This is a genomic window from Vibrio marinisediminis (assembly GCF_014050145.1).
GTDB lineage: Bacteria > Pseudomonadota > Gammaproteobacteria > Enterobacterales > Vibrionaceae > Vibrio > Vibrio marinisediminis.
Genome location: NZ_JACFYF010000002.1, coordinates 122,375 through 144,049, shown reverse-complemented (window position 1 = coordinate 144,049; position 21,675 = coordinate 122,375). Strand labels below are relative to the sequence as shown.

The 21,675-nt window shown below is 44.9% G+C and carries 16 protein-coding genes; 7 read left to right on the top strand and 9 right to left on the bottom strand.

Features of this window, described 5'->3' with window-relative positions; translation table 11 throughout:
• Positions 1-126: 126 nt before the first annotated feature.
• Both H2O73_RS04900 and H2O73_RS04895 read left to right on the top strand, forming a co-directional pair.
• Positions 127-2,082 (top strand): alkyl/aryl-sulfatase, encoded by a 1,956-nt coding sequence (locus tag H2O73_RS04900; RefSeq protein ID WP_182107200.1) that lies wholly within the window; start codon positions 127-129, stop codon positions 2,080-2,082.
• Positions 2,083-2,090: 8 nt separating this feature from the next.
• Positions 2,091-2,555: a hypothetical protein gene (locus tag H2O73_RS04895; RefSeq protein ID WP_182107198.1), complete on the top strand. Its 465-nt coding sequence runs from the start codon at positions 2,091-2,093 to the stop codon at positions 2,553-2,555.
• Between the two features lie 115 nt (positions 2,556-2,670).
• On the opposite strand, the gene H2O73_RS04890 is transcribed toward H2O73_RS04895, so the two are convergent.
• The 6 genes from H2O73_RS04890 to H2O73_RS04865 form a co-directional block, all read right to left on the bottom strand.
• A complete protein-coding gene (locus H2O73_RS04890; protein ID WP_182107196.1) occupies positions 2,671-3,357 on the bottom strand; it encodes a DNA-3-methyladenine glycosylase I in 687 nt (228 codons plus the stop codon).
• Positions 3,358-3,406: 49 nt separating this feature from the next.
• Positions 3,407-4,006, bottom strand: a complete 600-nt coding sequence (locus H2O73_RS04885) for a thiol:disulfide interchange protein DsbA/DsbL (RefSeq protein ID WP_182107194.1) — start codon at positions 4,004-4,006, stop codon at positions 3,407-3,409.
• Positions 4,007-4,048: 42 nt separating this feature from the next.
• Positions 4,049-4,441, bottom strand: coding sequence for a hypothetical protein (locus H2O73_RS04880; RefSeq protein WP_182107192.1), 393 nt, complete (start codon positions 4,439-4,441; stop codon positions 4,049-4,051).
• A 138-nt stretch (positions 4,442-4,579) separates the two neighbouring features.
• Positions 4,580-7,414 (bottom strand): Hsp70 family protein, encoded by a 2,835-nt coding sequence (locus tag H2O73_RS04875; RefSeq protein ID WP_182107190.1) that lies wholly within the window; start codon positions 7,412-7,414, stop codon positions 4,580-4,582.
• A gap of 71 nt (positions 7,415-7,485) precedes the next feature.
• Positions 7,486-9,414, bottom strand: coding sequence for an Hsp70 family protein (locus tag H2O73_RS04870; protein ID WP_182107188.1), 1,929 nt, complete (start codon positions 9,412-9,414; stop codon positions 7,486-7,488).
• Positions 9,414-10,046, bottom strand: a complete 633-nt coding sequence (locus H2O73_RS04865) for a DUF2760 domain-containing protein (RefSeq protein WP_182107185.1) — start codon at positions 10,044-10,046, stop codon at positions 9,414-9,416. Before H2O73_RS04865 ends, H2O73_RS04870 begins: the two co-directional genes overlap by 1 nt.
• A 303-nt stretch (positions 10,047-10,349) precedes the next feature.
• Here H2O73_RS04865 and H2O73_RS04860 point away from each other — a divergent pair, with 303 nt between their 5' ends.
• Together H2O73_RS04860 and H2O73_RS04855 are read left to right on the top strand one after the other, a co-directional pair.
• Complete coding sequence (locus tag H2O73_RS04860; protein ID WP_182107183.1) at positions 10,350-11,879, top strand: sensor domain-containing diguanylate cyclase; 1,530 nt, start codon at positions 10,350-10,352, stop codon at positions 11,877-11,879.
• A gap of 98 nt (positions 11,880-11,977) precedes the next feature.
• Positions 11,978-12,508 (top strand): 3'-5' exonuclease, encoded by a 531-nt coding sequence (locus H2O73_RS04855; RefSeq protein WP_182107181.1) that lies wholly within the window; start codon positions 11,978-11,980, stop codon positions 12,506-12,508.
• A 74-nt stretch (positions 12,509-12,582) separates the two neighbouring features.
• On the opposite strand, the gene H2O73_RS04850 is transcribed toward H2O73_RS04855, so the two are convergent.
• The 3 genes from H2O73_RS04850 to H2O73_RS04840 are packed head-to-tail and all read right to left on the bottom strand — an operon-like array spanning position 12,583 to position 15,448.
• On the bottom strand, positions 12,583-13,041 hold the full coding sequence (locus H2O73_RS04850; protein WP_182107179.1) for a tellurite resistance TerB family protein: 459 nt from the start codon (positions 13,039-13,041) through the stop codon (positions 12,583-12,585).
• A gap of 58 nt (positions 13,042-13,099) precedes the next feature.
• Complete coding sequence (locus H2O73_RS04845) at positions 13,100-15,025, bottom strand: metallophosphoesterase family protein (RefSeq protein WP_182107177.1); 1,926 nt, start codon at positions 15,023-15,025, stop codon at positions 13,100-13,102.
• Positions 15,026-15,058: 33 nt separating this feature from the next.
• A complete protein-coding gene (locus H2O73_RS04840) occupies positions 15,059-15,448 on the bottom strand; it encodes a VC1380 family protein (RefSeq protein ID WP_438696039.1) in 390 nt (129 codons plus the stop codon).
• 109 nt (positions 15,449-15,557) lie between these two features.
• Here H2O73_RS04840 and H2O73_RS04835 point away from each other — a divergent pair, with 109 nt between their 5' ends.
• From H2O73_RS04835 to H2O73_RS04825, 3 genes are all read left to right on the top strand, one after another.
• Positions 15,558-16,877 carry a MipA/OmpV family protein gene (locus H2O73_RS04835; RefSeq protein ID WP_182107173.1) on the top strand — a complete coding sequence of 440 codons (1,320 nt, stop codon included), beginning with the start codon at positions 15,558-15,560 and terminating at the stop codon, positions 16,875-16,877.
• A 117-nt stretch (positions 16,878-16,994) separates the two neighbouring features.
• Positions 16,995-20,924, top strand: coding sequence for an ATP-dependent RNA helicase HrpA (hrpA, locus tag H2O73_RS04830; RefSeq protein WP_182107171.1), 3,930 nt, complete (start codon positions 16,995-16,997; stop codon positions 20,922-20,924).
• Between the two features lie 167 nt (positions 20,925-21,091).
• On the top strand, positions 21,092-21,583 hold the full coding sequence (locus H2O73_RS04825; protein WP_182107169.1) for an outer membrane beta-barrel protein: 492 nt from the start codon (positions 21,092-21,094) through the stop codon (positions 21,581-21,583).
• Positions 21,584-21,675 lie beyond the last annotated feature (92 nt).

Here is a 21,675-nt window from a genome sequence, read left to right as displayed (position 1 = left end):
TGAGTAAGACCCATCTCTAGCTGCCCCTTTTCCTGTCTTAATTAATTGAGTTGATGAGTTTGAAAACGTGGCGGATGTTAACTACCTTCACAATATGCGTTTTTAGTCATATTAAAAGGATTTAACATGAAGCATCTCACCATTTCGCTAATGGCGATGGTCATTTCCACAGGGAGTTTTGCCACAGAGTCAAAGCCCGCCACACAAGCTACCATTGAAGCTAATCAATCCCTTTATAAAACCTTACCCTTTGATGATGTGAAAGATTTCGAACGGGCACAAAAAGGATTTATCGCAAAACAGGATGTTGTGACCATTACCAATGATCAAGGCAACGTGGTTTGGGATCTCGAAGAGTATAAGAAATTTATCACCCAAGATGCTAAAGCACCTGATAGCGTCAACCCTAGTTTGTGGAGAAACGCGCAACTGAATGTGATGAATGGTTTGTTCAAAGTGACTGATGGTATATATCAAGTGCGCGGCTATGACTTAACGAACATAACTTTTGTTGAAGGTAAGACAGGGTGGATTGTATTTGACCCTCTCATTTCTCAAGAAACGGCTAAAGCAGCGTTGGATTTTATTAATGCTGAGTTAGGTGAGCGCCCAGTGAGTGCGGTTATATATAGCCATAGTCATATTGATCACTTCGGTGGGGTTCGCGGTATTGTTGATGAAGCGGATGTCAAAGCAGGAAAAGTGCAAATTATTGCCTCTCATGGTTTTACTGAACATGCTGTATCTGAGAACGTGATAGCTGGTAATGCGATGGGACGACGTGCGATATATATGTATGGTGCATTGCTTCCTCGAAATGCTCAAGGCGGTGTCAATGGTGGACTAGGACAAACGACATCGACAGGGTTGGCGACTTTAATTCGCCCAACATTGATCATCGAAAAAACTGGCGAAGAACATAGTGTCGACGGAGTGAAGATGGTTTTCCAATACACACCAGGTTCTGAAGCTCCAACAGAGATTAATACGTGGATCCCTGAGAAGAAAGCGCTGTGGATGGCGGAGAATAGTACTAATACCATGCATAACATTCTCACGCTTCGTGGTGCGCAAGTGCGTGACGCCTTGATATGGTCATCTTACCTCAATGAAACCATTGAGATGTGGGGCGATGAAGTTGATGTAAAATTCCAAAGCCATCATTGGCCTATGTGGGGACAAGAAGAGATCGTTGAGTACTTTAAGCTTCAGCGTGATATGTACAAATATACGCATGATCAAACCGTTCGCTTAATGAACCAGGGTTACATCGGCTCTGAAATATCGGAAATGATCGAATTTCCTACCGAGATAGAGCAAAACTGGAGTACGCGAGGTTACTACGGAACACTTCGCCATAATAGCCGTGCTGTGTATCAGCGCTATATGGGTTGGTATAGTGGTAACCCATCTGATCTTAATAATTTACCACCGACAGAAGCGGCAATTAAATACGTGCAATACATGGGGGGAGAGGCGTCGGTTATCAAACAAGCGACAGCAGACTTTTCTTCTGGTGAATATCGTTGGGTTGCTGAGGTGATGAAGCAAGTTGTGTTTGCAAACCCGAAAAGTGAGCAAGGGAAGGAGCTGCTCGCAGATGCCTATGAGCAGCTAGGTTATCAAGCTGAGTCAGGTCCTTGGCGTTCTGTCTATTTACAAGGTGCGTTTGAGTTACGTAATGGCACACCAAGTACTGGCGGCACTAATACCGCATCTCCCGATATTATCAAGAATATGCCACCAGAAATGTTATTTGATTACTTAGCGGTAAGAATTATTCCAGAAAAAGCGGCAGGTAAGAACTATACGATCAATATCAATTTCACTGACCTAGATGAACAATACACCCTTTATATTGAAAATTCGGTTCTTAACCACACCAGTGTGTTGAGTGACGAACCTGATGTTTCCTTGACGCTGACGAAAGAAGCCTTAGACAATGTTCAGCTAGGTGAGATCACACTGGAGCAAGCTATTGCTGATGGTCAGATCAAGTTGAAGGGTGACCAAAAAGTCTTTGGTGATTTTGTGGGCATGCTCGATACGTTCAACTTCTGGTTTAACATTGTGACACCTTAGGGGGGAAGATGGGGCGTACGTACTGCTCATGGATATTGGGTTTGTCAGCATTTTGCTTGAGTTTTCCGCTCTATGCTTGCTCTTATGATGGACAACCCAGTAACCCATTTACTGAAAGTTACCCTGGGTCACTAGATATCGCCTTTGCGACCTCTGCGGCTGTGGATAATAAACAGATTAGTATTGTTGATGAACTAGAGGGTCAGAAAGGGTTAAGGCGAGTTAGCTGGTGGTTAAAACTGATGCTTGACCAGCATGGTAATGAGCTTCAGTCAGTCTCTTATATCTATCTGGTTGATAGCCATCTTTGGTCGCAGGTGGTTGGATCATCCATTAGAATTCACGCCTCACCTGTAATGGGTGATCGCTCATCGGTATTGATGCTAAGCGAAGCCGCTTTATATGCCTTAGTTGGTGGTCAGGTTGATTTTGCACAAGCACTTGAGTTAGGCATCATCCAATATTCTAGCTAGGCACACCCACTTAAGCCCCGTTAGGCATCTTGCTGGGCTTAAGTGGAATTGATCGTGGTAATGAGTTTGCGGAATAAACGGATACTAACGATGTTAGAGGATTTGGAAGGGAGCGCTAAACCCTATTATCACCGCAGCTAAAAGCAATAATTTGGCTGATGTGAGTTAAACAACGTCCGCTTTGTTGTTGCCAGTGGGCAAAAGCTTGGTTGCATTGAGCAAGAGATCGCTTGGTGTCTCTACCGCCTTCAATCACGTTATAGCTACGCAAATAGGCTTCAACATCGCTTGATAAAATGAAGGTGTCAACGCCCATTTGGCGCAATGAATAGGGACCAGTGTTACCACCGAGTCGTTGCCCATGTTTTTTCAAATAGAGCCATAGCCCTGTGATATCTTCAGCTGGCCAGTTGGCAACCATTTTGCCAAAAGATCCATGCTCGATACCTGCTTCGTAGATCATTTGGGCATTGGCTGCAATCGACATCACTTTACTATGGTGGCGGATGATGCGCTTATCCGTAGACTTCATTTCCCAATGCTCATCAGAAAGCATTAATAATGGACCAATCTTGAAACCGAAAAACAACTCTTCAAAATTTGGCCATTTATTACGTACCACTTTCCACGACATGCCACTTTGAAATACCTTCATTGAGAAGGCAGAGAGCCAACGGTCATCACTAATTGCGGCTATGTCATCTTTGCAAAGAGGAGTAGACAGCAACAGTTCTAGTTGAGCTTCGCCGCCTTTGCGTTCGGCAGCGCGTTGGTAGATAGCATCAAATTGTTCTAAGTGCATAGCAATACTCGGGATGAAAAAAGCCAGAGCGAGGCTCTGGCTAGATAGATTAAAGAGTCAGCAGGTAATTTACTAACTGGTTGTATTCATCAAAACTCTTAATTTTGCTCGCGACAACGATGTATTTGTTGTTAACCAAAACCGCAGGAACCCCACGCAGAGTGCTATCTTTGAAGCGTTTATCAAACTTTTCTTGTGCCATTTCTACAGCTTTACTGTTGTAGACCAAATCAAAGGCGCTCGCACTCACACCGTTGTCGATAAAGACTTGGCGTAGTTCTTGGTCGTTCTGTGGGGCCTTACGTAGTACGTGGATTTGTTCGAACATTGCAGGCACCATACGTGCTTCAACTTGTAGTTGAACCATTGTTGCGTACGCTTTAACCATCGACGGTGCCATATTTCCACCCATGAAACCCACATGCACTTTTTCAAAAGTGACGTCATCAGCTAACGCAGGTTTAAGGTTCTTAACGATTGACTCAAATTGGTAGCAGTGAGGGCAATAGAAAGAGAAGAACTCAGTCACTGTGGGTGTATCTGCTTTAGGTTGGTCGATCACCGTGTAGTAATCGCCTTCTGTAAATGTGGTTGCTTGAGCTGAAAGTGCCATCATGAGAGTGGCGAATAGAGCAAAAAACTTCTTCATGTTTGATATTCCTAATTTAACTTTAAATGTAATACGCGTGCGTTAGGCACGAAGTGAATCAATTAGGCTTGATTGAATAGGAGGGCGAAATAGAGTTTGAATGCGGCTTACCGCTTTATCAATGTTGTCTTGCCCAATCAGCGCGATAGAGCTCGGCGCAAGTTGCAAGGCATAGTGAACAGGTTCAAAAGGCATCTTCATTACACAGACAGATGAGCAGCTTTGATGCTCCACTTTAGCATGATGGTTGAGTGGGTCAGAGCGTTCAGACTCAGGGCAATCTATATCAGAAAGGGAGGTTGAAGCTAAGACATCTGGTGTCGTTGGGTGATTGGGCAGTTCGTTGCTGGCTTGCACAGCATTGACGGCGCTTAGCCATAATAGGCAAAAAGCGCTAAACAGAGCGATCAGTAACTGTCGATTTGTTTTCTGCATCAATGCATGACCTTTATCCAATGAGCGAATATCTTACCTGATGGTGTTGCAAAAGCCACCCCATTTACACAGCTAATCTGTGACCAACTATTTGCTTGTTAGGTTAAAAATGGGGTGACTTGGTATCAATAGTGTTTTCTATTGATGAACTAAGGTTAAACCGCTTGGCAGCGCGTCACCAAATACGCGTTTTGATTCATTGGCAGAAAGCTCTTTTACCTCTGCAACTAACTCAAGCCAAGAATCAGGCACTTTGCTTTGCTTTAGCTTTGCTAATACCTGTTGACGATAGTCGTCTGAGATATCAAACAATCTATCTCCGGTTTTGCGGCAAATCATCACTGCAGCAAAAGCGATCATTGGTTCTTTTTGCCAGTTTTGCTCCAGCAGTTTTGGTAGCCATTGCTCTGCCTGTTCACGGCTGACTACATTATGCTGGCTGCAATACAGCGGTGACCGAGAAGCCAACCGACCTAATGCCCACCAATGCGCTTGTTGGTATTGGTTGTGGTTAATGGCTTTGCTTAAGAACCAGCTGCTAAGCAATACTTTATCTTCCACATCTAAGTGTTCAAGTGATGCGGCTAAACGCACCATTGACTCATAGCCCATGTCTTGAGCTGCTTTTGCCGATTGTGGATTTTTCATTGCGCCTGGGTGTAGGTATTTAGCAATATCCGCTAGTATGGTTTCTTGTTGCTCTTGGCTTAGACCGCCCGCAATGCGGCGCCAAAATACCCACCAATCGGTCCAGCCTTGGTGATTCTTAAATTGAATCCCTTGCTGGTACAAACTCCAAACCTGTTCGATACGCCAACCATCGGTTGCATCACCAAAGCCCGGGCGAAGGGCGAAGCCAGCTAAACGTAGCCAGTTTTTCTCATGTTGTTCTGAGCGACGACGACGTTTTCGACCAGTGGCGAAAGTATCAAACAGTTGGCGCAGCGTGACAAAATCCCATTCATCACGTTGACCCAAACGTTTCTCTAACTCTTTAGATAAAGTTTTGATTTCGTTGTTCTCAGCACTCTTTTTATTGGCACTGTAGATGCGACTGATCAGCTCTTTACATTCACCGAGGCGAGGGTGCAAATTGAGTTCTTGCTCTTCGGCTTGTTGGTTGCGAACTTCAAATTCAAGTGCCCAGCGTTTGCTTTCGTCTTGCGTTGAAACGCACTCCATTTTCAAGGTGCCAACTTCAGTCAATTGGCAAGCCAGCACCACTTCTACACGCTCTTTTTGGTTCGCTTGCAGCGCTACGCCTTCGCTATCCAATGTTGAGATATAGGGAGGTAATGGTTGAAATAGATCAGGGTCGACATTTGTCATCACACCGTTTTGGATGGTGGTTTGATTGGTCAAAGTGTCGTGGGTTGACGTTAGTAAATTAAAACGTACCGGCTCGCCAAGTGTTAGTGAGAAGCGACGACCGCTTAAACGAATCTCATGACCTTCTTCAGTTCCTTTAGCAAGTAAACAGAGCGCTTTGCCTAATTTGTTCTTCTCTTGAAGATGTAAGAAATATGAACGTGCGGCGCCACCACCAATCTTCAGTTGTGCACCACGGCGTGCTTTACCAAAAGCAACAGCACCAAGGGCAACCGACCAATCTGGGTGAGGATTATCCAATACAGTGATGTCACCACCACGCCAGTTTGTTAGCAAAGTCGTGACGCGCTCAGTAATCAGGTCGCTGTTAAACACACCACCATTAAGCAGTAAGCCAACAGGAATAGCATTTTGCTTGTCATCTTCAATGCCGAGAGCTGAACGCGATACTTGCTGATGCTGAGTTAAAAACTCAGCCACATGTTTGCTTACTGCAGGGTCAGCCACATAAGGCAAACCAAATTCGACTACGGCGCTGCGGCGTTTGTCTGGTAGTTGGTTAAAATCGCTGATTGGGAAGAAGCCATCAAGGGCAATTTGGTGTACTTCCTCTTTAGTCAAATCAATACTTTTTGTTCCGCCAAGCAGTTTTGAACCGCTGCCGAGCATAGTGATTTTAACCTGCTCTGGCGCATTGGCGGAAAGCAAGTTCTCTTTTGCTTTACGAGTTTGTTGGATCAGCTTAGTTAAGCTGGCGGCATTGAGTTTTTTACTTGGCTCATTTTGGTGTTGAGAAAGGCGACTTTCAGCTAGATGTGCTAATGCCAAGTCGAGGTTATCACCACCGAGCATTAAATGCTCGCCAACGCCGATACGATCAAGCGCCAGTTCTTCGGCACTACCATTGTCTGAGTTAAAACGTGCTTCAATCAAGCTTAAGTCGGTCGTACCACCGCCGACATCACAGACTAAAATCAATGGCAGATCTTTTAGCTCATCGGCTGCGGTTTGTTGGTGACGAGCGTACCAGTCGTAGCAGACCGCTTGTGGCTCTTCGAGCAGCACGATTTTATCTAAACCAGCCAGTTCTGCTGCTTCAAGAGTGAGTTTCCGTGCGGTTTCATCAAACGATGCTGGCACTGTGACTACCACGTCTTGATCTTCGAGTTTGTTACTCGGGTGGCGGTAATTCCAAGCTTGGCGAATATGGTTTAGATAGCTTGCACTGGCAATCAGTGGAGACACTTTGTCTACATCAGATGCGCCAGCCCAAGGCAGAATTTCGGAGCGGCGATCAACCGCTTGGTGAGAGAGCCAGCTTTTGGCACTCGATACTTGGCGACCTTCTACTTTCGCACCCAATTCACGAGCCCACTCGCCAATGATGACGTTATCGAGATCACCAGCCACAGGCTGGTTTTGCCATGGCAGGGTTAAATCTGCTGCGGAGACTTGGCTAGCCGCAGGGTGGTAGCGAAATGAAGGCAATAGTGGCTTACGCACCACTTCACCGGCACCAATCAATTGGTCAATGTCGAATAGGGAGACTTGGGATTGTTGTAAATTGTCAGTAATTTCACAGAATGCGACGACTGTATTGGTCGTACCTAAATCAATACCAACAAGAAAACGAGGAGAACCCATAATACGTTCCTAACTTATGTTCCTATTTTATATAGCAAAACGGCACCCGTTAGGATGCCGCTTGGTGTTGATTACTCAGATTGAGCAGCGTCTTCGCGCACATCAAATTCAACATGCCATTTCTGACCGTTGTCTGCGGCAATCGCTTCAAGGTAGAGCGTGCCGAGTTCTGTTACGCGAGAGGCTAGGGTCACAGGGACCACTTCGCCTTCTCGGCGACCTTCAGACACTGGCAGTGTCACTTGAATTTCTGGCAGTTCTTCAAGTTCTTCTGGTGCCCAGTAATCAAGGTGAGTACCTGCAAGGTCATCACGACGTACGGTTGAGCCGAAGAATTGGAAGTTAACCGGCTGACCAATAATTAAGCCAAACTCTTGGCTTGGCACATCAACACTTGAACCTTCTTCCATACCAAATGGTGCCACACAGAGTGCTTCCATTGGTGGCGCCATTCCTGGGATCGCTGGCATCGCGCTTTCAATACCCACGTAGTAGCTTGACGCAATACCACCACGAATACGAACGCCTTGACCACGGCGAACGCTACCGTAGTATGAAGCGCCGCTTGCAACGGCAAGGTCAAGGTCCGTACCGGTTAGACGTTTTGGCAGCTCTGCATCAGCTTCAATGAGCCATTCACCAATCGTTTCTTCTAGACGATTTGAAAGCAGCGTTGACTTCAGTACACCACCGTTAAATAGAATCGCAGTTGGTTTGATGAAATCTGCAGATGCAGTTTCGCCATCCATGCCTGGCATATTAACAAATGGGTTGAAATCTTGAGCTGGAGCCGCTTCACCAGACAGAGCATTAGCTTGTTTAGACAAGAATGCCGCGATATGGCGAGTAATGCCCGCATCTTGTGCATAAGGCAGGCCCATTTGCGTTAGTGCACCGCGGTTACGTTGTACGGGGTGTTCTGTAATCGCCACTTGCGGGAAGAAACCATCAACCAATGTTTGCTGCACTTCTTGCTGAGTTAACTCAGTTTTCAGTGTCGCGCCAAGCAGTTTTGAGCCACGGCTTGGCACAACAATTGGCACCGCTTGAAGCTCTGCATCATTTAGTAGTGCTTCTTTTGCGTCACGACAAGCATGCGTCATGGCTTGAATCTGCCATGGTTGTAGCTCTTTGCCTTCTTGCGCCAGTTTCATTTTTAGGCGGTAGGCAAGAGCTAAATCCATGTTATCACCGCCAAGTAGGATGTGTTCACCTACCGCAATGCGATTTAATGTTAAGTTACCTTCTTCTTCAGTCACCTCGACCAAAGAAAGGTCCGTCGTACCACCACCGATATCGACCACTAAAACAATGTCACCAACGACAACTTGTTCACGCCATTTGTCACCACTATTATCAATCCAGTTGTAAAGCGCCGCTTGTGGCTCTTCCAATAGGGTTAGGTGAGTAAGACCGATATTGCGCGCCGCTTCTGCGGTAAGGTCACGCGCAGCAGGGTCAAAAGAGGCAGGTACGGTAATCGTTACATCTTGCTCTTGAAGCGGGTGATTTGGATGGGTGTGGTTCCAAGCCGCCGCTAGGTGCTCAAGGTAAAGCTCTGTCGCACGAAGTGGTGATACTTTTTCGACTTCTTCTGGGCTACCCGCTGGAAGAAAAGCATCACGGCGGTTTACGCCACCATGGCAAAGCCATGATTTAGCGCTGGCAATTAGACGGATTGGTGTTTTAGAACCAAGGTTACGCGCAATGGCACCCACTAACGCTTTTGGTTCGCTTGACCAAGGCAGCACGCGAGAAGAGGCATCCATCTCGTTTTCGTGCGGTTGGTAAAGGAATGAACCGAGTTGGCTGCGAGTTTCTACCGCACCCGGAGCCGTCAGTTGAGGGATTGGCATCACCTCAACGCACGCTTCTTCTTCGCGTGTATCTAGGTAAGAAAGTACGCAGTGAGTGGTACCCAAGTCGATACCTACGCTAAATGCAGGTTGGTTGCTTTCGACTAGTGTTGTCTCTACAGCGGTTGCTTGTTGGTGTTCCATTACAGCTCTACCTCAGCTGGAGCAATGACAGACGCATCATAGTTTTCAGCCAATTTAGGCAAATTCATTTGCGTCGCTTTCCAGCCTTTGTGGACTAGTGTACCGTTAAATGGCGCTTGGCCAGTTACGTTGCCTGTTAGGCGAATTTGTTGCGGGTTGAAGCCAGCTTCTACAGTGATGCGAGTCTCTTCATCTTCAGTGCGGATGTGCGCAAGCGTCACATAGTCCGCCAGTACTTTTTGTCCGCCAGTATGAATGACACGAGCTGCCGCGCCAACTTCTTCATCTGAGAATGACGTTAGGTCTTCTTTAAGGAAGTCGATAAGGCGCGCTTCTTGCTGCATGATAGAAAGTAGCTGCATTGCTGAATCAGTGCTTGCTGTTGCAAGCTTAGACTCAACTTCGACTACTTTTTCAATCACTTTTTCGACTTCAACAATCTTTTCAACTTCTACGATCTTTTCGACCGGTTTTTCAACCTCAACGATTTTCTCAACCGGCTTTTCGACCACTTTCTCAATCACTTTGGATTTGCGTGAAACCGCCACGAGAAGTAATAGAACACTGGATGCGGCAAGACCTGCGTGCAGCATATCGAAGGTTTGAGGAATCATTTGTAAATCGAACGTCATGACAATTCTCTTTAATAGGTTAGAGTTCAAGTTATGATTGAATAAAACTTGGGCTAAAAGCCAGTAATCACAAGTAAATTGGGGTGGATGGTATCACATTCAAGTACGGAAGCTTGTAGAAAAGCCATGAGAAACAGTATAGACAGGACTGGTTGATTTTTTTTTGAGCATGCTTTGCCTGATGTGGGGCAAAACGGCATTGATTTAGCACTTATGTATGAGTTTTCTGTAAGAAAAGATGTAGCACGCGATAACTTAGGAGTATTATGTGCGCTTCATATAAAAGAGTGTAAATGCGATTGAATGAAAATTACTTTTGATAAGAGATGGATGTATACCGCATTAACCTTTTGTATCACCGTGTTGGTGACTCTTGTTGTCGCACTTTATTCTTATCAAATGCAACTTAGTTATGGCAAACGCCTTTTCGAAAGCCTAGCTGAAAGACAAACGGAAATACTTAAAGAGTTCATCGATAATGACCTTGACCAAATTGGGACAGGGGCGATTTTCTTCTATTCGACAGACAGGGGTCATTGGCACAATTTCCAAACGTTTGCCGATCAAGTGATATCCTCATCCCAGACGTTGATTACGTTACAGTGGATGGAGCGGGTCGAAAAAGCCGATATCCCACAATTTTTAGCCCAAGTTCGTCGCGAACACCCCGAGTTTTCTCTGTATACCATTCCTAAAGATTCACCCATTGTTTATGGCTATATCATGCCTGATGATGCGCCAATTTTTGTTGCTCGCGATATTTACCCAGTCAATAAGATAAATCAGAAAGTGCTAGGCTTTTATGACTCTCGTCTGCGTTTTCAATTAGCGGTTGATAACATGCGTTTTCAGCACAAAGTGAGCGTTTCAGATAAAGTTCGTTTACTGCAAGATGGCGTTGCACAAGATATGACCAAGGATGGGATGTTGGTTTACCACCCGGTCTTCGACCGCGAGAGTAACCAACAACTGATAGGTGTGGTGATTGGTGTTATTCGCACCTCAAAGTACTTTGATGGTTTGATGACTCGAACCGCTGCCAACATGCAACTGGAAGTCAAAGTGGTCGACCTTGGTTTTGATGCGGAAGATGATCCGGTGTTGTTTGAGAGTAAGAACTGGCACCATACCGACGGCTATGAGATTCAAACAACCATTCAATTGCCTAATCGTCAGTGGTTGATCAGTTTCCGTTTAGCAGAAGATATTACCGCGAACGACAAGGTTATCTTGGTTGCAATTACCTCTGGTGGTTTTGTCATTGCGGTATTGCTGAGTTACATCGTGTTTTTGCAAGTACGTGCTCAATCGCATCTGGCATCGTTATTGAAGAAGCGGACCGAAGAGTTACAGTTTTTAGTCGACCATGATGCATTGACTGGCTTATATAATCGTCGTGCATTTAATGGCTTTATTGCTCGAGCAATCGCCGAAGGTCAGCAGTTTGCGTTGATCGGATTCGATATCGATAGATTTAAGCTAATTAATGACAGTTATGGGCACCCGGGTGGGGACCAAATGCTTTGTCACGTGGCCCGAACAATTGAAGAGCATTTGCAGCCTGGTGATTTGTTTGTTCGATTAGGCGGCGATGAGTTCTGTATTATTAGTCGTTTGATAGATCGTCAGAAATTACAGGCTTACCTAGAGTCGATTCGCAGCGCAATGTGCAGGAATAAAATCCAAGTTGGTAATCATATGGTGACGTGTACCTTGAGTATTGGTGCGGCGATACGACAAGAAGAAGATGCAGAGCAGATCATGCAGATAGCAGACGCGCAACTTTACTTTAGTAAAAAAGCAGGACGCAATATCGCTACAATTGCCCAATAACTGCTCGAACAGGCAGTAATAGCGTGAGTCGATGCTTGGGTTAGGCTATGGTTTACGGTAGAATTTCGCGTTTTAGTTAGAACCTCATCGGGCGAGTCATGAATCACAACCGTATCGTTTGTTTCGATCTAGAAATGTGCTGCTGGAATAAAGATGGCGTTGGGACAACTGGCGAAATCATTGAAATCGGTCTGGCAGAGATCGACCTAGTTAAAGGTGAAATCGTTAAGCGAGCGCAATATTACGTGAAGCCAGAGCATGATGAAGTGTCGCTTTTTTGCGTTGAATTAACCGGTATAACGCCGCGTAAAATTGAAAAGCAAGGTCGACCATTGGGCGAAGTGCTGAAGTCGATGATTAAAAACTTCGGTGGCTCAAATAAAATTTACGCCGCTTGGGGGCGTGATGATTTAATTCTTGCTAAAGAGTGTGCTGATAAAGGCTTAGACGTACCGTTTAATGAGTATGTGAACTTAGCAACCATATATCGTATTCAGAATCGACTGAAAGAAAAACGAATTGGGCATAAAGCGGCTCAAGAAGCCAAAGGCATTGATTGGGAAGGGCGGCAACATTCTGGATATGTTGATGCTTATAATTTGGCAAAATTAGCACTGACGATGTTTTAGTGTTGACCAGTTAATGAAATCAAAAAGCGAGCAATAAGCTCGCTTTTTTTGATCAAATCTATGGGTGACGACCGTTATGGTGCGCTTTTACTTTCCGTTACAGAGAGTTTTGCGCGAATAAAATCATGGTGGTCAACATAGAGTAATTCGGCGCTTTTACGAATGACAGCGTCCTCTAAAGGGTCTATCTCACCGTCAGCATGGGCAACTTGCCACATCGCTTGAATTAACGAATAGCGAGTCTCTTGGCTAAGTTCACGCAGCTGGGAAGTAAACTCATACAAAGATGCGGATTGCTTTGATCTCTCTTCCGCACGGTTAAGTAAGACATCAGTTTGAGCTGCATCTAAGTCAAGCAAGCGACCAATTAACTGCTTTTTCGCCGCAATTTCATTGTTATCAATTTGGTGATCTGCGCCAGCGACTTCACACAGTAAACAAGCAATGGCTAAGTTAGGATCGGCTTTATGTTGGTCACCTAAATCATTTCCCTCAAGCAATTGCTTGAATAGTTTAGTAATTGAATTGAGCATAACGTTTGCCACTATTGTTGAAAGTTATATTTCTATACATAGTGGCATTTGAGTTAGATCACAAGCTTTCTTGTGTTGGAGGAAAGTGAATGCTGTTTCCTTCACCAGTGAGAATCGATATTTCACTTGGTTTACCATGAGGATCTAACTTCAGTTCACCGACAGCGCTGCTGTTGACTAAACGACGTGAACCAGAGGTATCAGGATCACGCTTGAACACTTTTAAACGCTTGCGTTTGGTTAGGTAGTTGAGTGGTGAACGAGGGGAGTATATGGCTCGATCAATACGGTCACAAATTCCAAGCAAAGGCTCAGGAAACTGGTTTTTAAAACCGCTACACGTAATTTGGTAAATATTAGGGCTCGATTTTCTAAATCTAAGTTTGATGTCGTAGGCAAACGAATAATGTACATCGCCAGATAAAATAACAAAGTTTGTCGGTGTCTTCGTGTGGGTAAAGATACTGAGCAAGGTATTCGCACTGCCAGGGTGAGCCATCCAGTTTTCTGCATCGATCAGAAGTGGCTGGCGCAGCATCGTCATACTTTTTTGTAGCGCTTCGATAAACTTAACACCAAACATTGGCGCGGCAGAAACGACGACGACTTTGTCTTGGTGCATTAATTCTTGTTGAAACTCGATTAACGCTTCCCAATCCATCAAGCCTGACGGTTTGTTCATTCGTGACTCTGAGCGCCAACGACGGGTACGAGTATCGAGCACCACTACTTTAGGTGAGCTGTGAATGGTGTAATGCCAATTCTCAAAACTATACAGGTATTGGATTAAATCATCGTGAGCTTGAGTGCTTTGCTTTGGCTCGCCTGCGCGATCTATAAATCGATCAGTTAGATCCCATAGCTCTTGTGGAAAGTTATCCGGTTCATTTCCCCAACCTTGGCATAGCCAATAAGCCAGCAAACCATTGCCAATGATTCGCTTAGCAAATCGATTATCGTATGCGGCTTTTTCCCAACCAACGGTTAAGTTCCAATCATCAGTGACATCGTGATCATCGAAAATCATATAGGTCGGAATATGTGCCATTAGGCGAGAGGCATTGTTAAGCCCGGCAATAAAGTTTTCGATCTGTTGCTTCTCTTGTCGCCAATGCTTTACCGTCACAGGTGCAAACGGTTGACCGCCGTGGGTGAACCCATGGTCTTCTAAGCGATCAATGTTGATGCAGCGCCATAACGCAGGAGACCAAACGAGTAGATACATCGCGATAAATTCGCTAAAAGTGATCAGATGGTTTTCACACTCGCGAGAGCTAAATATAGGCGTGTGTTTTGGTAGCAGTAATCGATTGAGCCAGTGGCTTTCATCATTGTAACTTGGCAGCAATTGATCACGCTGATAGTAGCAGTGCTGATGCGCCAATAGCTCGGCACTATCTTTAATTGGCGCTTCAGCAAACGCTTCATCACGTAAACCAAGTCGTTCACAGACTTGATGAATGGCGTCAAGCATAGGACCGGCCACGTGATCTGCGTAGATCTGGTCTCCACTCATCAGCAACATATCAGGGCGATCTTGCAGAGCTTGCTGGGAGACTTTTAAGTCGGCTTGGACTAATGCATCTTTAGCTGGGTGATGAGGGTTGCGGCAAGAGCCATGCAGCAAGTAATCTGCTCGGGTGGAAATACGGAAGATAGGTCGAACTTCATCCGCGTATAACATTTCAGGTTGCAGTTGAGACAGTTTACCGTCTTGAGTGACAAACTCGTAACTCAACGCCACATCCGCTGGAAAACTCCCTTTGAACTGAGCCAATATAACATGAGCATTCTGACCAATTTGTAACTGTTTACAGTTAGAAAGTGGACACTCAAAAATGATGCCTTGATCGGCTTCGGCAAACAACTGAAAAGAACCGTGGATTGGTTCCCGAGTTACTAACCATAGTACCAACTCATCAGTGGTCGACTTACGAAGAATAGGACCCGCTAATACGAGTGGCAAAGATTGGATTTCGCTCATGGATAACTCAAATAGACGTTGTTGTTTTATGTGTTAGACAGGTTCCGCTTCGCAAGCCTCTTCAGGCTTTTCGCTGAAGGCATTTTCACTGTCTTCTAAGATTTCAATGACTTCGCCGCTGCTTAATTCGTGTCCAAGCAAAAACAGCGCTAAAATTGCATCCGCTTTGCTTTTGGCATCAGAGTCTTCCGCGATGATTTGTTCAAATTTACCACGGATCATATCGATTTCATGTTCAACGAAGCCTCGGGCTTCCTCTCCTTGAATATCTTCCGGCGCGTTATCGAATTCTAGGAACAACATATCCTCGACAATGGAAGTCGCTACCAGTTGTTCAGGTAACCATTCGTCACCGGTAACGACATCAAGGTCTGTATCGGTGGTCATGGTATCGAGTAAATTCTTCAGTTCAGAAACTTTCACAATTTTTTGCATTATGAGATTGTATGTTCTTATATTAACGTCGAATGTCAGTGAAACATAACAACAAAGTCGCTGATTCAACCAAATTAATCACCTTTTGGCGAAAAAAATGACAATTATTAACTCGCGCCCACTTTTTGCGGTAATTTTAACCATGATTTGCACCACTTCGAGTGGCGTACGTGCTGAACAACCAGAACAAAATTGGGGCATTGCTGCAATGTATCGCGTAGCAAGCGTACCATTTGATACCCAAGTCGGTGATCAAACGGTTGCCACTTTCGTTCCGCAAATGTACTTCAATAATGAGTATGTGTTTGTTGATGGTTTAGAAGGGGGATTTCATATTGCTAAGTGGCAAGAGGGTGCTTTTGAGCTAAATGCACTAACTCGGATGCGTTTTGTTGATATCCCTGCATCAATACAAAATGCAAACCAAGGCGATGCTGCTGATTTTGGTTTTCAAGTCCGACATCAGTTGAATGATAGTTGGCATATTGATTGGGAGTTGATGGGTGATGAAGATACCCGTTTACATTCTAATTTACGTGCAACGGCGGAGTATGAATTTGGTAACTGGGAGTTAAAACCTCATCTGACTTTGCGCTACAAAGATGCGGACTTCAATAGCAAGTACTACGCATTTAATAAGTTTACCGACCAAAATATTGACGCCGGTGTGGATGTAAATGTGGGTATTGATGCCCGTTATCATATTGCCTCTAACTTGTATTTGTTAGGTTCTACCAGCATTACGCGATTGGATGACAGTGCTTACCACTCAGATGCGGTGGTCGACCGCTATGAAGGCGAAATATTTGTTGGTTTTGGCTTTTTCAACGATAAAACCAAACCGCGAAAATCTGAGTTAACTAACCAGCGTTATTTGAGAGTCGCACACGGATGGGCGACACCGTCTAACATTGGCGATATCTTTGCTTTCAATCGCGAAAAAGATCCTAACAACAACCAACTAACTTCCGTTTTCTATGGTCACCCTTTAACTGATGAGCTATTTGGTTATCCGATCGATATATTCTTTACCCCGGGTCTGGTTCACCACTGGTCGTCTGATGTACAGAACGCAAGTACCGAATATGTGGCAGCGATTAAAGCTTACGTGACAATAGATTGGCCAACGCGTTGGCGTTTTGGTTTTGCCGAGGGTATTTCGTATATCGATAATATTACCCACATAGAAGGCAGTGAAATGGCGCGTAAAGGCTACACGCCAAGCAACTTGCTCAATTACTTAGATTTTTCATTTGACCTTAACGTGGGTGATTTGATTAATCAGTCAGATTGGAAAAATGTGTGGGTGGGTTACTCATTGCATCATCGCAGCGCGATTTTTGAGAAAGCGTCTCAGTTTGGTCGAATCAAAGGTGGCAGTAACTACAATACGGTTTACATCCAGTTTGATTTTTAATCGTTGAATTAAAGTTAACGAATAAACGCCCATCGACACACAGTGCAGATGGGCGTTTTGCATTGGTTTTATGCTACAATCCGCGCAGTTTTGATATAAGAAAGAATAGGACACGCTTTGACTTCGTCACAGCCGAAAAAAACACAGCCTAGCGAACAAAAAGCGCAGGCAAATAACGCCGCCTCTTTGCGTAAGGCGTTAGAACAATGCATGTTGCGTGATCGCTTCCGTTTGAGTAAGCGAATCTCTGGTGCGAGTAAAATAAACAAAGAAGCATCGCGTAATGCGGTGTTTGATGAAATCGCACTCGATATTGCTAAATCAATGATGGAAGCTGAGCAACGCTGCTCACAACCAGTGACTATTGAATACCCAGAGCTGCTGCCAGTTAGTCAAAAGAAAGACGATATAGCAAAAGCCATTGCCGAAAACCAAGTGGTGATCGTCGCGGGTGAAACTGGCTCAGGTAAAACCACTCAGTTACCAAAAATCTGTGCGGAACTTGGGCGCGGCAAATTTGGTTTAATCGGTCATACTCAGCCACGTCGTTTGGCGGCTCGCTCGGTTGCAAACCGTATTGCCGAAGAGATGAAAACCCAATTGGGCGATTTTGTCGGCTACAAGGTTCGATTTAACGATCAGATTTCTGAGCAAACCCAGATCAAATTGATGACTGACGGTATCTTACTGGCAGAGATCCAACATGACCGTTTCTTAAACCAATATGACACGATCATTATCGATGAAGCGCACGAGCGCAGCTTGAACATCGATTTTATCTTGGGTTATTTAAAAGAATTGTTGCCGCGTCGTCCTGATCTAAAAGTGATCATCACCTCTGCGACGATTGACCCAGAACGTTTTTCAAACCACTTCCGTAATGCACCAATTATCGAAGTGTCTGGGCGCACTTACCCGGTGGAAACACGCTACCGTCCTTTAGGCGGTCATGATGATAGCGATCGTGATCAGTTAGAGGGTATTTTCGAAGCGGTTGATGAGCTATGCGATGAAGGTTTAGGTGACATCCTGATCTTTATGAATGGTGAGCGTGAAATTCGCGATACTGCCGATGCATTGGCAAAACGAAATCTAAAGAGCACTGAAATAGTGCCGCTTTACGCGCGCCTTTCAGCGGGCGAGCAAAACAAGATTTTCCAACCCCACGCAGGTCGCCGTATTGTGTTGGCAACCAACGTTGCAGAAACATCATTAACAGTTCCGGGTATTAAGTATGTGATTGACCCGGGTACTGCGCGTATTAGCCGTTATAGCTACCGCACCAAAGTGCAGCGCCTACCGATTGAAGCGGTGTCCCAAGCCAGTGCAAACCAGCGTAAAGGTCGCTGTGGTCGTGTGGAAGAGGGTATCTGTATCCGTCTTTATTCAGAGGAAGATTTTAATTCTCGCCCTGAATTTACCGACCCTGAAATTCTACGCACTAACTTAGCGTCGGTTATTTTGCAAATGACCGCGTTAGGGCTTGGTGATATTGAAGCCTTCCCATTTGTTGAAGCGCCAGATAAACGCAATATTCAAGACGGCGTTCGCCTACTTGAAGAGTTGGGTGCAATTAACGCAGAAGCAAAAGATGCCAAGAAGCGTCTAACGCCGATTGGTCGTCAATTAGCGCGTCTACCTATTGACCCTCGTTTAGCGCGTATGGTGCTTGAAGCACCAAAATATGGTGCGCTTAAAGAGGTGATGATTGTCGCCTCTGCATTGTCTATTCAAGACCCTCGCGAGCGCCCGAGCGACAAAAAACAGTCTTCAGATGATAAGCATCGTCGTTTCTTCCATGAAGATTCTGATTTCTTGACCTTTGTTAACCTTTGGGAATACATCCAAAAGCAACAAAAAGAGTTGTCTGGTAACCAGTTCCGTAAACAATGCAAACAGGAATATCTCAACTATTTGCGCGTGCGTGAATGGCAAGATGTGTATTTCCAGATCCATCAATCAATGCGCGAGATGGATTTTAAACTCAACTCTGAGCCAGCTAGTTATCAAGGTGTACATAGTGCTATTTTGGTTGGTCTGCTTTCTCACATTGGTATTAAAGACCAAGAGAAAAACGAGTACCAAGGTGCGCGTAACGCCCGTTTCCATATATTCCCGGCATCTGGCTTGTTTAAGAAACAGCCTAAGTGGGTGATGTCTGCGGAGCTGGTGGAAACCTCTAAACTTTGGGGGCGTATCATCGCCAAAATCCAGCCAGAGTGGATTGAACCGTTAGCCAAACACTTGATCAAGCGCAGTTACAGCGAACCGCATTGGTCGAAGAAACAAGCGGCTGTCATGGCGCATGAAAAAGTGATGCTGTACGGGATTGCGATTGTTCCTAAGCGCCTAGTGAACTACAGCAATATTGATGCAACCATTAGTCGTGAAATCTTCATTCGTAGTGCACTGGTTGAAGGTGAGTGGGATACCAAGCATGCTTTCTTCAAGCAGAACCGAAAACTGCTGCAAGAAGTGGAAGAGCTGGAGCATAAATCACGTCGTCGCGATATCTTAGTTGACGATGATGAATTGTTTGATTTTTACGATCAGCGCGTTGGCACTGAAGTCGTTTCAGGCAGACATTTCGACACATGGTGGAAGAAGGCGTCAAAAGAAAACGCTGAGCTGCTCAACTTTGAAAAAGAGATGTTGTTTAGAGGCGATGCCAGCCACGTAACGGATTTAGACTACCCGAACTTCTGGCATCAAAATGGTATCAAACTCAAGCTAAGTTACCAGTTTGAACCGGGCGTAGACAGTGACGGTGTAACCGTACATTTGCCGCTGCCGATCTTAAACCAAGTTGAGCAAGCTGGGTTTGATTGGCAAATACCAGGTTTGCGCCATGAGTTGGTGATGAGCTTGATTAAATCATTGCCAAAAACGTTACGTAAGAATTTTGTGCCTGCGCCGAATTACGCCGATGCGTTTCTTGCACGTGTGACAGCAATGGAAATGCCATTGTTAGACGCACTTGAAAAAGAGCTACGCCGAATGACGGGTGTAGAACTTCTGCGTGAAGATTGGAAATTAGAACAAGTTCCTGAACACTTAAAAGTGACTTTCCGCGCGGTGGATCATCGTAATCGCAAGCTCAAAGAGAATAAAAACCTTCATGAGCTAAAAGAAAGCTTAAAAGATAAGGTGCAAGAAACCCTATCTAAAGTCGCTGATGATGATATTGAGCAGAAAGGCTTACATACATGGAGCTTTGGTGAGTTGCCGAAAGTGTATCAGCAAAAACGCGGTGGTTATGACGTAAAAGCGTACCCTGCGATTGTTGACAATAAAGACAGCGTTGAAATTAAGCTATACGAAACTGAGCAAGAGCAGGTTTCTGCGATGCGAGCTGGTCAGCGTCGATTAGTGTTACTGAACGTGCCATCACCAATCAAATATCTGCACTCAAATTTGCCAAACAAATCCAAATTGGGTCTGTACTTCAACCCGTACGGCAAAGTGATGGACTTAATTGATGACTGCATTGCTTGTGGCATTGATAAGTTGATTGAAGAGCAGGGGGGTTTAGTTTGGCAAGCAGAACAGTTTGATGCGATGAAAGAGAAGATTCGTGGTGAACTTGGTGACACGGTCGTTGATATTGCCCAGCAAGTCGAAACCATCTTGACGACGGCTTTCAATATCAACAAAAAGCTGAAAGGTCGTATTGATTTCACCATGGCGTTTGCACTATCAGACATCAAAGCGCAGATAGAAGGCTTGATCTTTAAAGGCTTTGCCACCGAATGTGGCTGGAAGCGTTTGCCAGACATTTTGCGCTATATGCGTGCCATCGAGCGCCGCATGGAGAAATTGCCAATTGATCCGAATAAAGACCGCCTACATATGCTGAAGATTGAGTCGGTAGTGAATGACTATAAAGAACTACTGAACAAAATCCCGAAAGGCATGGCAGTACCAGAAAACGTCAAAGAAATTCGCTGGATGCTTGAAGAGTTACGAGTGAGTTTGTTTGCCCAACAACTTGGTACGCCATATCCGGTTTCTGATAAGCGCGTCAAAAATGCGATAGACGCTTGCTAGATAGCTAACTTATTTACCCCGTTACAGTTTTTTGCTCTAACGGGGTTTATTTTACCTAGCCATTACACGGCGGTACGCAAATTGCATTATTTTACCCCAAACACAGCTATGTCAGAGATCCGGCAATGTTTTGCCGAACTCACAAATATTATTAGAGAAGGTTAAGTATGAAAAAGACACTACTCGCTTTAGCACTACTTGGTGCATCTGCGACTGCTTCAGCAGACTCATGGATTTACGGTGGTGCGAGTGCTGGTCAAGCCGATCTCGGCAATGATTCTTCAACTTCGTACAACGTTCACGTGGGTACAGGTATTTTGCCATTTATTGGTCTAGAAGCGGGTTACCAAAAATTTGGTGAGTTTGACAACGTAAACTACGATGGTCAGAGCCGTGATCTTGATGGTTCTGCAGTTTACTTCGCTGCAAAACCAAGTATCGACTTAGGTCCTCTGCACGTTTATGCCAAAGCGGGTGTTCATTCTTACGAATTGAAAGGCACCAACTTCAAAGAAGATGAAGTGGATGTAATGTACGGTGTTGGTGCTGAATACTTCTTAATGGGTCCAGTTTCTATCGGCGCGAGCTACAATGTATTCTCTTTGAAAGAAGAAGATGTGAAAAACTTCAGCCTTAACGCGACGTTCCATTTCCTATAATGCGTTAGAATCTGTTTTATTAGCCCAGCATTTAGCTGGGCTTTTTTCGATCACGTCTATTTCATTGAAAAACCGAGAAACAAAAAATCCGC

Coding starts and splice junctions, on each gene's coding strand:
- H2O73_RS04900 (WP_182107200.1), top strand. CDS start 127: ATGAAGCATCTCACCATTTCGCTAATGGCGATGGTCATTTCCACAGGG.
- H2O73_RS04850 (WP_182107179.1), bottom strand. CDS start 13,041: ATGCTCAATTCAATTACTAAACTATTCAAGCAATTGCTTGAGGGAAAT.
- H2O73_RS04835 (WP_182107173.1), top strand. CDS start 15,558: ATGACAATTATTAACTCGCGCCCACTTTTTGCGGTAATTTTAACCATG.
- H2O73_RS04845 (WP_182107177.1), bottom strand. CDS start 15,025: ATGAGCGAAATCCAATCTTTGCCACTCGTATTAGCGGGTCCTATTCTT.
- H2O73_RS04825 (WP_182107169.1), top strand. CDS start 21,092: ATGAAAAAGACACTACTCGCTTTAGCACTACTTGGTGCATCTGCGACT.
- H2O73_RS04895 (WP_182107198.1), top strand. CDS start 2,091: ATGGGGCGTACGTACTGCTCATGGATATTGGGTTTGTCAGCATTTTGC.
- H2O73_RS04865 (WP_182107185.1), bottom strand. CDS start 10,046: ATGACGTTCGATTTACAAATGATTCCTCAAACCTTCGATATGCTGCAC.
- H2O73_RS04870 (WP_182107188.1), bottom strand. CDS start 9,414: ATGGAACACCAACAAGCAACCGCTGTAGAGACAACACTAGTCGAAAGC.
- H2O73_RS04890 (WP_182107196.1), bottom strand. CDS start 3,357: ATGCACTTAGAACAATTTGATGCTATCTACCAACGCGCTGCCGAACGC.
- H2O73_RS04880 (WP_182107192.1), bottom strand. CDS start 4,441: ATGCAGAAAACAAATCGACAGTTACTGATCGCTCTGTTTAGCGCTTTT.
- H2O73_RS04875 (WP_182107190.1), bottom strand. CDS start 7,414: ATGGGTTCTCCTCGTTTTCTTGTTGGTATTGATTTAGGTACGACCAAT.
- H2O73_RS04885 (WP_182107194.1), bottom strand. CDS start 4,006: ATGAAGAAGTTTTTTGCTCTATTCGCCACTCTCATGATGGCACTTTCA.
- H2O73_RS04860 (WP_182107183.1), top strand. CDS start 10,350: ATGAAAATTACTTTTGATAAGAGATGGATGTATACCGCATTAACCTTT.
- H2O73_RS04855 (WP_182107181.1), top strand. CDS start 11,978: ATGAATCACAACCGTATCGTTTGTTTCGATCTAGAAATGTGCTGCTGG.